The organism is Spirillospora sp. NPDC047418 (assembly GCF_040643275.1).
In the GTDB taxonomy this organism is placed as follows: domain Bacteria; phylum Actinomycetota; class Actinomycetes; order Streptosporangiales; family Streptosporangiaceae; genus Spirillospora.
Genome location: NZ_JBEYTW010000051.1, coordinates 50,818 through 61,653, shown reverse-complemented (window position 1 = coordinate 61,653; position 10,836 = coordinate 50,818). Strand labels below are relative to the sequence as shown.

11 protein-coding genes and 1 pseudogene are annotated in these 10,836 nt (G+C 70.4%); 5 read left to right on the top strand and 7 right to left on the bottom strand.

From position 1 onward, the window contains the following. From ABZ806_RS27820 to ABZ806_RS27810, 3 genes and pseudogenes are all read right to left on the bottom strand, one after another. Positions 1-191: pseudogene (locus ABZ806_RS27820) on the bottom strand (ABC transporter ATP-binding protein); the annotation flags it as partial. A gap of 116 nt (positions 192-307) precedes the next feature. Continuing rightward, the gene (locus tag ABZ806_RS27815; protein WP_500220348.1) at positions 308-1,417 is read right to left on the bottom strand and encodes a serine hydrolase domain-containing protein; all 1,110 of its coding nucleotides are present in this window, start codon (positions 1,415-1,417) and stop codon (positions 308-310) included. 233 nt (positions 1,418-1,650) lie between these two features. Beyond that, positions 1,651-2,334, bottom strand: coding sequence for a LysR family substrate-binding domain-containing protein (locus ABZ806_RS27810; protein ID WP_500220347.1), 684 nt, complete (start codon positions 2,332-2,334; stop codon positions 1,651-1,653). A gap of 55 nt (positions 2,335-2,389) precedes the next feature. Here ABZ806_RS27810 and ABZ806_RS27805 point away from each other — a divergent pair, with 55 nt between their 5' ends. Further along, the gene (locus ABZ806_RS27805; protein ID WP_500220346.1) at positions 2,390-2,773 is read left to right on the top strand and encodes a DUF5997 family protein; all 384 of its coding nucleotides are present in this window, start codon (positions 2,390-2,392) and stop codon (positions 2,771-2,773) included. Positions 2,774-2,957: 184 nt separating this feature from the next. Here ABZ806_RS27805 and ABZ806_RS27800 read toward each other — a convergent pair whose 3' ends face one another. Next, entirely contained in the window at positions 2,958-3,527 is a 570-nt protein-coding gene (locus tag ABZ806_RS27800; RefSeq protein ID WP_500220345.1) for a TIGR03086 family metal-binding protein, read from the bottom strand. 64 nt (positions 3,528-3,591) lie between these two features. Here ABZ806_RS27800 and ABZ806_RS27795 point away from each other — a divergent pair, with 64 nt between their 5' ends. Both ABZ806_RS27795 and ABZ806_RS27790 read left to right on the top strand, forming a co-directional pair. Beyond that, positions 3,592-4,335 carry a DUF6597 domain-containing transcriptional factor gene (locus tag ABZ806_RS27795; protein WP_500220344.1) on the top strand — a complete coding sequence of 248 codons (744 nt, stop codon included), beginning with the start codon at positions 3,592-3,594 and terminating at the stop codon, positions 4,333-4,335. Positions 4,336-4,516: 181 nt separating this feature from the next. Beyond that, positions 4,517-5,728 (top strand): calpain family cysteine peptidase, encoded by a 1,212-nt coding sequence (locus ABZ806_RS27790; protein WP_500220343.1) that lies wholly within the window; start codon positions 4,517-4,519, stop codon positions 5,726-5,728. Positions 5,729-5,849: 121 nt separating this feature from the next. Here the strand turns inward: ABZ806_RS27790 and ABZ806_RS27785 are convergent, their stop codons facing one another. Further along, positions 5,850-6,503: a TetR/AcrR family transcriptional regulator gene (locus ABZ806_RS27785; RefSeq protein WP_500220342.1), complete on the bottom strand. Its 654-nt coding sequence runs from the start codon at positions 6,501-6,503 to the stop codon at positions 5,850-5,852. Positions 6,504-6,620: 117 nt separating this feature from the next. Between ABZ806_RS27785 and ABZ806_RS27780 the strand changes: the two genes are divergently transcribed. Both ABZ806_RS27780 and ABZ806_RS27775 read left to right on the top strand, forming a co-directional pair. Next, the gene (locus ABZ806_RS27780; RefSeq protein ID WP_500220341.1) at positions 6,621-7,583 is read left to right on the top strand and encodes an alpha/beta hydrolase; all 963 of its coding nucleotides are present in this window, start codon (positions 6,621-6,623) and stop codon (positions 7,581-7,583) included. 10 nt (positions 7,584-7,593) lie between these two features. Then, positions 7,594-8,574: an aldo/keto reductase gene (locus ABZ806_RS27775; RefSeq protein ID WP_500220340.1), complete on the top strand. Its 981-nt coding sequence runs from the start codon at positions 7,594-7,596 to the stop codon at positions 8,572-8,574. 232 nt (positions 8,575-8,806) lie between these two features. Here ABZ806_RS27775 and ABZ806_RS27770 read toward each other — a convergent pair whose 3' ends face one another. Both ABZ806_RS27770 and rsgA read right to left on the bottom strand, forming a co-directional pair. After that, a complete protein-coding gene (locus tag ABZ806_RS27770; protein WP_500220339.1) occupies positions 8,807-9,439 on the bottom strand; it encodes a GNAT family N-acetyltransferase in 633 nt (210 codons plus the stop codon). Between the two features lie 113 nt (positions 9,440-9,552). Beyond that, positions 9,553-10,629, bottom strand: coding sequence for a ribosome small subunit-dependent GTPase A (gene rsgA, locus ABZ806_RS27765; RefSeq protein ID WP_500220338.1), 1,077 nt, complete (start codon positions 10,627-10,629; stop codon positions 9,553-9,555). Positions 10,630-10,836 lie beyond the last annotated feature (207 nt).

The following is a 10,836-nucleotide window of genomic DNA, read 5'->3' as shown; positions in this document are numbered from 1 at the left end:
CCCGACGGCCCCATGATCGCGGTGAAGGTGCCCCGCCGCAGCCCGACGCTCACCCCGTCGAGCGCGACCACCGCACTCCTCGCACCGCCGTAGACCTTGCGCACCGCCGTCAACCGGACGACGTCGTCACGACCGTCCGCACCGTCCGCACCGCCCTCACCGGCAGGTGCTTCATACAGGGAGTTCGTCATGCCGATCATCCTCGTGACCAGGACGCGGCACGCGGCAGGCCCGATCGACTGAACCTCCCGTCCACCGATCGGTGGACAACCCCCCGGTCGGCAGCGCCCGGCGCCCCTCCCCGGGGTCAGCGGGTGCGGGCGACCTCGGCGGCGATGGCGTGGAAGGCCGGGAGCATCTCGCCCTCATCGGCGTCGAAGAGCGTGCTCTTGACGATCACGACGTGGTGTTCGGTCGAGACGTAGATGGACTGGCCGCCGAGGCCGGCGGCCCGGTAGCCGTCGGTTCCGTCGAGCCACCAGCCCAGGCCGTACGACGAGGTGAGGCCGGACGGCCTCACGACCTGCGACACCCAGGACGCCGGGATGACGCCGCGTCCGCCGTCCAGCATGAGCTTGCCCATGCGGGCGAAGTCGCGGTCGGTGGCGTAGACGCAGCAGTAGCCCAGGCCGTTGCCGTGGGAGTCATTGCCGACGTAGGCGGTGGCGGCCATCCCGCCGGGGCCCCAGATCTTGTCCTGCACGTACTGGTAGAACGGCTTCCCGGTGGCCCTCTGCAGGATGAGCGCGAGGACGGCGGTGTTGAGGCTCGTGTAGTTGAACTGCGTGCCCTGCTCGACGGCCTTGGTGCGGGTGGCGGCGAACTGGAGGGTGCTGTAGAGGCCGAGGCTGACGCCGACATGCAGCGGCACGTCGTCGACGGTCTCGTTCCACCCGATGCCCGACGCCATGCGAAGCAGGTTCCGGATCGTCACCGGCCCGTAGGCGGTCTTCGCCAGTTCCGGGACGTAGCTGCCGGCGGTGTCGTCGATCGAGTGGATCTCGCCTTCGGAGAGGGCGACGCCGATGGCGTCGGCGGTGAAGGACTTGGCCATCGACCAGGACTGGAACAGCGAGTCCTTGGAGTACCCGGGGGCGTACCACTCGTTCACGATCTTGCTGCCGTCCAGCACTACGAAGCCCTGCGCGGCGCGGTTCAGGTAGTCCCGCACGGTGCGGGTCTGGCCGTCGTAGGTGTAGGTGACCTTCCCGAGGTCGCGGGGGTCACTGGTCAACTCGACCGGGTGCGCCGACGCGGTGAGCCGGTCGAAGTTCGGCAGGCGGGCCGCTTCGAGCGCGGACGCGGTGGACCGCGAGACGGCCGGGCCGGGCGGGACGGGTGCGGCGAGCGCGGGGCCGGCGGTAAGACCGAGACCGAGGACGGCGGCGAGCGCGAGGGCAGTGGGCCTGCGGCGCATGGGGACTCCCGGGGGTGGAGTGGTCGGACGCGGAGAGCGGCCGTTTCAAATCCCGACAACCGAGACCGTAAGTCCACGCGCAGCACCGAACCATGACCGGTAGTGACAAAATGCGCCGCGGAAATGCACACGGCGACACAGCCCCGGCAGGTACGTTCCGGGATGCGCCAGGCCCTGGACGCTCTGTCCGCCATATCAGTGACCGGGACGGACGGCGGTGAGCGCGGCTCTCGTTACCTCCGGCGGCGCTTCTGGCGGCGCGGCTTGGGCGCGGGGCGCTGTTGCGGCGGCTTCTTACGGGCGGGCTGCTGCCGGGGATTGCGGCCACGGGAGCTGTTGGGGGTGCGGCCGCGGACGATGCCGATCAGTTCCTCCATGAGGTCGGTCGTCTCGGCATCGAGCCAGGCCAGGCCGATCTGGGACTGAGGGGCGTCGGTCACGGTGCGGTAGGTGAGGTCTTTGCGGTGGTGGAGGCGGGCCAGAGACTGCGGGAGCAGCAGGACGCCGGCTCCGGACGCCACCAGCCCGATCGCGCCGGCGGTGCTCTCAGGACGGGTGAAGGCAGGTTGCCCGGGACGCTCGTCCCAGGTCAGGACCTCGTCGAGCGGCTCGAACACGTCCTCGTCGGCGAGATCGGCGAGCTCCACCTCCTCCGCTGCGGCCACCGCGTGGTCCTTGGGCACCACGACCACGGTCGTCTCCAGGTACAGCGGGATCACATGCAGGGCCTCGCGGTCGACGGGCAGGCGTACGAACGCCGCGTCCACGCCACCGTTCCGCAGCAGGGGGACGACCTCGGCCGCCGGCGTCTGCAGCAGGCGAAGCGGCACATCCCGGACCCGCTCGGCCCACACCCCGGCCCACTTCGCGGGCGTCACCCCCGGGACGTAGGCCAGCCGGAACTCACCATCTGTCACTCCGCCACCCTAGTCACGTCCGGACAGTCCCCTCCCGCTGGCTACCCTTGAGGCCATGGCCACGTCCAAAGCAAAGACCCCGCAGACCATGAAGTCCGCGACCGCGGCCAAGAAGCTGGGGATCCTGCTGTCGGCGGCACCCGCCGAGTTCCAGGAAGGCCCCGTCTCCCGGGACGAACTGAACGCGCTCCAAGCCGCCCCGCCCTCCTGGCTGGCGAACCTGCGCCGTGAGGGCCCCCACCCCCGCCAGGTCGTCGCCGCCAAGCTCCGCGTCTCCATCTCAGGTCTGGCCCGCGCCGGCATCACGGACCCCCTCACCACAGCCGAGATCGAGAACCTGAAGGCAGAAAGGCCCGACTGGCTGGAACGCGAGCAAGCCGTCCAGGCAGAAGTCCGCAAGGAGGAACTCCGCCTCAAGCAGCAGCGCGCCAAGACCTGACTCACGGGACGCCCCCGGCCGCCCCGCCCACGACGCACCGGCGACAGGCAACGGCACGCATCAAGCCTGACTCTCGTTAGCGGTACTCCACCTGACGGATCTCTTCCAGGGCATCCAGATCCCTGCGACGTAGCCTGCGCCTACGTACTGCCTCGACCTGGACTCCGGCATCACCAGTCGGTGACTACGCCCAGGCGGGATCACGGCCGGTCAGGCCGAGGACGCGATCCAAGGTGGGAGCGTCGCCCGGCACCGCGACTTCCGGCCCGTACATGCCCATCTCCCGCCCCTGCTCCACGCTCGCGAACACCGTGTCGTGCAGATGCGTCAGCAGGTCGGCGGGCAGTTCCAGCCGCTGCCCGGTCGCGACCGCCAGGTCCCAGCCGTGCAGGGCCAGCTCACCGACGATCATGTCGCCCAGGACGGACGCGGGCAGCGGATGCGGCGTGCCCATGCTCGTCTCGCCCTCCCAGGCGCTCGGCGGCGCCCACGACGACGTGATGTCGTCCAGCAGGGCGAGCAGGCGGCCGCGCCAGTCGCCGGCCGTCAGGTCCACCTCGGACTCGGTGCCCGCCGGCTGCGGAACGGACTCCTTGCGGCCGCCGCCGGCGAGCGACGGGCCCCAGAACAGGAGGTGGTTGATCAGTGCCCGCACGTCGTACTCCGTGCATGGAGTCTTGTCGGCGAGTTGGTCGTCGCCGATGGTGCGGACGACTGCGGCCATGGCCTCGGCGGCGTTGGACAGATGTGACATGGCAGCGAGGCTAGGCGGCCTGAGCCGGCGGGGTATTGGACAAAGGCGACATACACTCTGCCGCGTGGAGCGGGACGTTCGTGAGCTGCGAGGTGCGTGGACCAGGTATCAGCGCCACACGTTCCACAGCCCGTCGCCGGCGCTCGCGCCATGGGTGGAGCGGTACTGGGAGGCCCGCTGGGACTACGCCGAGCCCTACCGGCAGAAGATCGTGCCGTACCCGAACGTGCACCTGTCGTTCGGCGGCGGCCGCGCGGACGTCAACGGCGTGTGCAGCGGCCACCAGATCAAGGTCCTCGAGGGCCGCGATCATGTCTTCGGCGTCGCGTTCCGGCCGGGCTGCTTCCGCCCGTTCCTCGGTGACTCCGTCTCGACGATCACCGACCGCGCCGTCCCCGCGACCGAGGTGTTCGGCCCCGATCTGCCCACGACGCTCGACGTGCCGACCGTGGACGCGTTCCTGCTGGAACACCTGCCGGACGACGACCCCCGGGTGCGCCAGGCGGTGGCCGCGGTCGAGCTGATCGCCGAGGACAAGGCCGTGACCAGGGTCGAGCGCCTCGCCGGCGAGCTGGGGCTGAGCATGCGGGGGCTGCAACGGCTGTTCGCGGAGTACGTCGGCATCGGGCCCAAGTGGGTGATCCGCCGCTACCGCCTGCACGAGGTGACCGCACGCATGGCCGCCGGCGGGACGATCGACTGGGCCGCGCTGGCGGCAGGCCTCGGCTACGCCGACCAGGGCCACTTCATCCGCGACTTCAAGGGCATGTTCGGCGAGCAACCGACCTGGTACGCGCAACGCTATTAGTCCCGCCCGAGCCGGATCCGCGGTCGCGTATTTCAAAGATCTTCGATACGTGATCCGCCGTATCGAAGATCGCCTTAATGTGGCCGGATTTGGACAGCTCAAGCTATGTACCGAGGTTGTCAGGAGTGCGACTTTAGGAGAGATGGGCGGGTCGGGTGACAGAAACAGTGGGGGAGATCTCGTGGAGCAGACGTTTTCGACTGTCCCGGTGAAAAACTTCTACCGGGTCACCGCTGCACAAGTTCCACAGATCACCGGCACGCATCTGAGGGAGGAGGCGGCCGCCGAGCCGACCAAGCCGGTTTATGGCTCCGCCGTGAACAAGCCTCGTCTCCCGAAATGGGTCCGGTTGCGAGAGAAGACGACGAATGTCGGCCAGTTCGTCGTTCTCAGAGACGTCGAAGAGGGCAAGGTGCAGATCGACGGCTCCGCCGGAAATTCCTACATCCAGGTGGTGAGCAGCGGGGCATACTGGATGGTCCTGACGTTGGAGGTCGGCCAGAGCGAGCTCCTGAAGCTCATGGACCAGTCGGTGGCCGAACCCGATCTGGCCGACGCCCACGTCAAGAACAACGGCTACCGCGATCCCGGCTGGCAGGTGTTCCCGGCCGACCCGCACCCGCTCGACGTCAGCCAGGGCGCGGTGGGCAACTGTCGGGTCGCCTCCGCGATGCAGGCGATCGCGGCCAGTGATGAGGGCCGCCGCTGGCTGCGCAAACTGATCACCAGCGCGGACGGCCGGCACACGGTGATGATCAAACCCGGTGGCGGACCGAAGTCGACGCCGCAACCCGGCGCGCTCGTGCCCGTGACCGTCAGCGGCTACATCCCCTGGAGCGTGCTGGACAATCGGCCGCTGTATCTGCTCAAGGGAGCCGCTCCCGCGCCGGGCGACGAGGCGGAGCGCGAGCCCGGACGCCACCCTGCGGCCCTCTGGCCCGCCATCATCGAAAAGGTGCTCGCCGAGCACTGGGGCGGCTATCAGAAGCTGGACGGTGCGGAGGAGATGTCGGTCTTCGCGACGCTCGGCCTCACCGATATCCGGCATGTCAACTGGCTGAGCAAAACCGAGTTCGACACCCAGGGCCATACCTTCGACTTTGACGGCTACAAGGCCAAGGTCCTGGAAATGGCCAAGAAGGGCTTTGCGCTGACCACCAGCGCCGAGGGCAAGCAGCACAATTACGCCCTTCTGGCGGTCGACGACCAGGGTGTGGTCGTCAGCGACCCGAACTCCCGGGACAAGGACCTCCCGGCACGTCTGCAAAGCCCGCCGGTGGCTAAGGCCGGAGAAAAGATTCCCGAGGCGGCCGCATTTCCCCGCCGCTACGGCTGGATGGACTTCTTTAAAACCTTCCGGTGGGTGTACGGCGCCGTGCCGCCAACCACGTGAGGCGCTCCTGACATAGCGGCCGGAGTAGCCATTCAGCCCGCGATGGCTGCGTGAGGCGGTCTCGCCCAGACCACGGCTATCGCGCCGGGAGGCCGCGCGGGCGCGAGGGCGCGAGGGCGCGTCAGGGAATTGCGGCCTCGATCTGGGCGAGGTGGGCGGCGAGGATCTCATCGAAGGCGACGCGGCGGCCGTCCCCGAGGGGGCGGATCTCGCGGGCGAAGTGCGCCAGGGCGGGGAAGCGGTCGGGGTCGGCGCCGAGGACCGCGACACGGAACTGCTCCATGCCCTGTTCGTACTCGCCGGGGGTGAGGGTGTCGAAGCCGGCCTCGGAGGCGATCAGCGCGGCCAGGAGGATCACGATCCGGTGGTAGCGGGGCGGAATCTCCTCATCGGGCAGACCCGAGGCCCACAAAGCCTGTAGCACCTCCTCCATGACGAGCCGGGAACCGGTGCCGCCCGACCCGTAGCGTCCCCAGATCGCGGCGAGTTGGGGATGCCGGCCGAAGGTCTCCCGCAGGCGCAGCGCTGTGGCGGTGATGCGGTGCTTCCAGTCGCCCTCGGGACGGTAGCCGTCCATCGCGGCCACCAGGATCCGGTCGGCGACCGCGCGCAGCAGCTCGGTCTTGTTGCGGAAGTGCCGGTAGAGGCTGGAGGAGTCGGTCCCGAGCGCCGCGGCGAGCTTGCGCACGCTGAACGACTCGGCGTCGCCGGTGCGCAGCAGCTCCGCCGCCGTGTCCAGGATCTGCTCTGTCGACCAACGCCTTCGGCGTGTCATCTCACCCCTCTCGACGGCGTCCAGCCTAGCCTATGCACTTGCTGTTGCACGCACTGCGTGCATAATGAAGGCGCCTGCTCACTGAGAGGCCAGGCTGGGAGAAGGAGAGATGGAGACATGAGCGAGGCCACTGCTGTGAAGCGGCCGCCGGAGCCGGACTTCTCGGCGATAACGGCCGAGGAACTGATCGCCTACCGCGAGGCGGAGAACGGCTGGCGGGCGTCCGGCGCGGCGCGGGCGATCCTCGGGGAGCCGGACCCCGGGGCTGCGATCGAGTGGCGGGACATCGCGCTGCCGGGCCGCGACCTTCCGGTCCGGGTGTACCGGCCGGTGCCGGCGGGCGACGGCGAGGCCGCCGTCCGGACCGATCTACCACTGGTGGTCCACGTCCACGGCGGCGGCTTCGTGGGCACGGCGGCGCAGTGCGACTGGACCAGCAGCCGCCTCGCCGCCCGGCTGCCCGCGCTCGTCGTCTCGGTCGAGCACCGGCTCGTCGCCCCGGACGGCCCGCTCGCGAACGCCGCCGACGACGCCTGGGACGCACTCCGGCACGTGATGCGGCACGCCTCGCAGTGGGGGATCGACCCGACGCGCACGGCCGTCTTCGGCGAGAGCTTCGGCGCGCTGATCAGTGCCCTGGCGGCCCTCCGGGCCCGGGAGTCCGGCCTGCGGCTCAAGGCGCAGGTGCTGGTCAACCCCGTAGTCGACGTGACCGGGACGATGTACGACTACCCCTCCATGACCGAGTTCGCGGACAGCCCGACCCTCGCCCCGCCGCGACTTCGGCTCCTGCGGCGGCTCGCCGTCCCGCCGGGAACCGACGCCCGCGCCTTCTCGCCGCTGTACGCGGACGATCTGAGCGGGCTCGCCCCCGCGCTGCTCGTGGTGCCGACCCAGGACGCGGTCGCCGATCACGGCCGCCGCTACGCCGAGCGGCTGCGGGCGGCCGGGACGTCCGTGCGACTCACCGAGTACCCGGGAGCGCGGCACGCGTTCCTCACCCTGCCAGGGGTGGAACCGCAGGCCCGGGTCGCCCGAGCGGAGATTCTCGAGTTCCTCCGCTCAGCCCTGGAAACGTGACGGAGGAATGATGCACACCACCACTCTCAGGCCCGGCGGCCCCGAAGTCTCCCGGCTCGGTCTGGGCTGCATGAGCATGACCGGCGCCTACGGCCCCGCCGATCCGCACGAGGCCGCGGCCACCCTGCTGGAAGCCCTCGATTCCGGCGTCACCCTCTTCGATACCGGCGACTTCTATGGCGACGGCGCGAACGAGGAACTGCTCGGCCGGGTGCTCGCCCCGCACCGCGACCGCCTCGTGCTGGCCACCAAGACGGGTGTCCGGCGCACCGCCCAGGGGCTGGTCCCCGCCGGCTCGCCCGACGATCTGCGCCGCGCCTGCGAAGCGTCCCTGCGCCGGCTCCGCACCGACCGCATCGACGTGTACTACCTCGCCCGCGTCGACCCCGCCGTTCCTGTCGAGGAATCGGTCGGCGCGCTGGCCGAGCTCGTCGCCCAGGGCAAGGTGGGCTACGTCGGCCTGTCCGAGGTCGCGGCCGGCACCCTCCGCCGCGCCCATGCCGTCCACCCGATCAGCGTCGTCCAGACCGAGTACTCACTGTGGGAACGCCATGTCGAGCACGACATCCTGCCCACGCTCCGGGACCTCGGCACCGCACTGGTCGCCTACAGCCCTCTCGGCCGCGGCCTGCTCACCGGAGCCGTCCGCGCCACCACGCGTTACGACCGCGGCGACTTCCGCGCCACCGCCCCCCGCTACAACGGCGACGACCTCAAGGCCAACCTGGCCATCGTCGAGGCCATCACCCACCTCGCCGCCACCAGGAACGCCACCCCCGCCCAAGTCGCCCTCGCCTGGCTCCTCACTCGCGGCAGCGACGTCATCCCCATCCCCGGCAGCTCGCGCCGCCCCCACCTGCGCGACAACCTGGCCGCCCTCGACCTGCACCTGTCCGCGGCCGACCTCCATGCCATCGACACCGCCGTCCCCGCCACCGGAGCCCAAGGAGCCCGATACGGCGACCACGGCATCGGCATGATCGACCAATGAGACCGGAAGCCGAGGCAGCGTAAGGGCGTGCACCCCAACGCGGGCTCGGGCCCGCGTTGGGGTGCACGGCGAGAACCTCGGCCAAGTCCGGAGAGGACGGTCCGGATGGCTGTCGTTCAGGGGCGTCACCGACGGTTTCGGTGACGCCCCTGACGGGTCGATCGGCAGTGCGGCGGCGGCCCGAGCGCGCTAAGGGCCGTTCGGGCCGTTCGCCGCGATCAAGAGCGGGAGATCAGACGCCGAACGCCGCCGCATAGCGGATGATGCCGCTCGGGACCGGTTCTTCAGGGTTGAGGGCGAGCGCCATCATGTACTTGTCCTCGACCTCGAAGGACGGGCGGATACCGAATCCGGAGGCCGGGGTGAAACCGAAGCGCGGGTAGTACTCGGCGTGGCCGAGCACGACCACCAGGTTCTCCCCCTGCTCGCGGGCGGCCTGCAGGCCGGCGCGGATGGCGGCGGAACCCGCGCCCCCCCGCTGGTTCTCGGGCCTGACCGCGCACGGGCCCAAGGCGAGGGCGGGCGAGTCGCCGACATGGCAGCGGGTGAGCAGCGAGTATCCGGTGAGTTCGCCGCCGGGGGCCTCGGCCAGCCAGGACAGGCCGGGCAGCCACGCCTGCGGGTCGGCCCGCAGCGCCTCGATGAGGTCGGCCTCGTGCGGGCCGGGGAAGGCCGCCAGGGTGATGTCGCGGATGGCGGCGACGTCGTCGGAACGCTCGGGGCGGGTGGTCCAGGTGATGCTCACGGTCGGGTTCGTCTCCTCGTCATTGTGCGGGTGCAGGACGTAGCCGGTGTACCGGTAGTCCGTGCCGTGCTCGTGGCGCAGGGTGATCTCCTGCAGGGTGGTCGCGGCCGCCTCGTGCATCCCGGGGACGGCCGGGTCGGCCGCTCGGGGCGAGCAGCCGCCGCCAGGAGCGCAGCGCGGTCTCGAACCCGATGGAGGATGAGCGGTCGGCGAGGACCGCGGGACGCTGCCGGTCACGACTGCTGGTCCCGGAACCGGTAGGTGGCGCGCAGGTGACTGGTGATGGCCTTCTTCTGGTTGGCGCGCTCATTGCGGAGCCGGGCATCGGTACGTGAGGCCGCCCAGGCGTTCTCCCGCTGCAGCTTCTGATAGCTGTGCAGGCGACGTTCGGGCAGTTCACCCGCCTCGATGGCGGCCCGGACCGCGCATCCCGGCTCGGCGTCGTGGGCGCAATCGTTGAAGCGGCACTCCGCGGCGAGGTCTTCGATCTCGGCGAAGACCTGCTCCAGGCCGTCGGCGGCGTCGTGCAGGCTGATCCCGCGCAGGCCGGGCGTGTCGATGAGGACCCCGCCGCCGGGCAGCGGGACCAACTCGCGGCGGACGGTGGTGTGGCGGCCCTTGCCGTCCTGTGCGCGTACCGTGCCGGTGGCCAGCAGCTCCTCGCCGAGCAGCGCGTTGGCGATGGTGGACTTGCCCGCACCCGAGGGGCCGAGCAGCACGGTGGTGCCGTGCAGCAGCGCGGCCAGCACGTCGATGTTGCGACCTGTGGCGACGCTGGTGACCAGGATGTCCACGCCGGGGGCCAGCGCGGCGGCCTCGGTGTGGACGGCCTCGGGATCGGCGGCCAGGTCCGCCTTGGTCAAGACGATCACCGGTTGCGCCCCGCTCTCCCAGGCCAGGGCGAGCAGCCGCTCCAGTTTGGCCGCGTCCAGCGGCGCGGCCAGGGACAGCGCGATGACGACCGTGTCGACGTTGGCGGCGAGCACCTGCCCGTGGGAGGACTTGGACGCCGACGAGCGCACGATCGCGCTGTGCCGCGGCAGCAGCGCCGCCAGGTGCGGCTCGGCGCCCGGACGCAGCGCGGCCCAGTCGCCGGTGCAGGGCGTCAGCAGCGGGTCGGGCGGATGCGGCGCGGCGAACGTGGCCCGCACCGGGCCCGACGCGGTGATCGCCGTGCACCTGCCGCGGTCGACGCGGGAGATCCGGGCCGGTACGAGGCCCGCTTCGTAGTGTTCGATGAAGGCTTGGTCGAGAGCCCCGGTCCACCCGTACCTGGACAGGTCGGATGGATCGGTGAACGTATGTGGCAACGTGAGACCCTTGCGATGAAGGGGCCCCGACGAGACGCGGAATCATCCTGCCCGGCGAGCCGAGCGGCTCAAGGCTAGGAGAAGAAGTGGGTCAGACCGGGGCCCGGGACGTGAGGTTGGTCCGGGCGTTGCGCAGGGCAACGGTCTTCACCGCGGTCATCAAACCTCACCTCCCTCTCACGTCGATCGAACACCAACGAGCATCAT

Excerpts from the sequence above, each read along its gene's own strand:
- ABZ806_RS27815 (WP_500220348.1), bottom strand. The coding sequence starts at position 1,417 with ATGCGCCGCAGGCCCACTGCCCTCGCGCTCGCCGCCGTCCTCGGTCTC.
- ABZ806_RS27805 (WP_500220346.1), top strand. The coding sequence starts at position 2,390 with ATGGCCACGTCCAAAGCAAAGACCCCGCAGACCATGAAGTCCGCGACC.
- ABZ806_RS27800 (WP_500220345.1), bottom strand. The coding sequence starts at position 3,527 with ATGTCACATCTGTCCAACGCCGCCGAGGCCATGGCCGCAGTCGTCCGC.
- ABZ806_RS27785 (WP_500220342.1), bottom strand. The coding sequence starts at position 6,503 with ATGACACGCCGAAGGCGTTGGTCGACAGAGCAGATCCTGGACACGGCG.
- ABZ806_RS27780 (WP_500220341.1), top strand. The coding sequence starts at position 6,621 with ATGAGCGAGGCCACTGCTGTGAAGCGGCCGCCGGAGCCGGACTTCTCG.
- ABZ806_RS27775 (WP_500220340.1), top strand. The coding sequence starts at position 7,594 with ATGCACACCACCACTCTCAGGCCCGGCGGCCCCGAAGTCTCCCGGCTC.
- ABZ806_RS27770 (WP_500220339.1), bottom strand. The coding sequence starts at position 9,439 with ATGCACGAGGCGGCCGCGACCACCCTGCAGGAGATCACCCTGCGCCAC.